A 630-nucleotide genomic window follows, 5' to 3' on the forward strand; every position below is an offset into this window, starting at 1 on the left:
CCGTATCGGAAGGTGCGGCTGGATCACCTCCTTTCCAGAGCTTCTCGCAAAGTTGAGCGCTCACGCTTATCGGCTGTAAATTTAAAGACAGACTCAGGGGTCTGTAGCTCAGTCGGTTAGAGCACCGTCTTGATAAGGCGGGGGTCGTTGGTTCGAATCCAACCAGACCCACCATTGTCTGGCGGTAGGTACCTGAGGGAATCTGTACTCATGGGGGCATAGCTCAGCTGGGAGAGCACCTGCTTTGCAAGCAGGGGGTCGTCGGTTCGATCCCGTCTGCCTCCACCAATCTTCAATGACAAGCGTTCGACTTGGGTCGAGTCTTTGTCATTGGCGATTGAGCCAGTCAGAGTGATACGTAGTAAGTATCGGCTGTCGTTCTTTAACAATCTGGAAGAAGTAAGTAATTTGGATAGCGGAAGCGTCTTGAGATGGACGTGGAAACTATCCGGGTTGTGATTGTATCGATGTATCTCAAGATGATTCGAACTTAATGTTCGGCTCAATTGGAATACGGCACAACGCGAGAACTCAACCTGTAGCGACTGTCGATGAGACAGACTCGTTATAGGGTCAAGCGAACAAGTGCATGTGGTGGATGCCTTGGCGATCACAGGCGATGAAGGACGC

At 51.1% G+C, this 630-nt stretch carries 2 tRNA genes; both read left to right on the forward strand.

What is annotated here, in order from left to right:
- Nucleotides 1–97 precede the first annotated feature (97 nt).
- A tRNA-Ile gene (locus DIE02_RS35250) sits at nt 98–174 on the forward strand.
- Nucleotides 175–212: 38 nt separating this feature from the next.
- A tRNA-Ala gene (locus DIE02_RS35255) sits at nt 213–288 on the forward strand.
- The last annotated feature ends 342 nt before the right edge of the window (nt 289–630 follow it).

This window comes from Burkholderia sp. Bp8991 (assembly GCF_003853795.1).
In the GTDB taxonomy this organism is placed as follows: domain Bacteria; phylum Pseudomonadota; class Gammaproteobacteria; order Burkholderiales; family Burkholderiaceae; genus Burkholderia.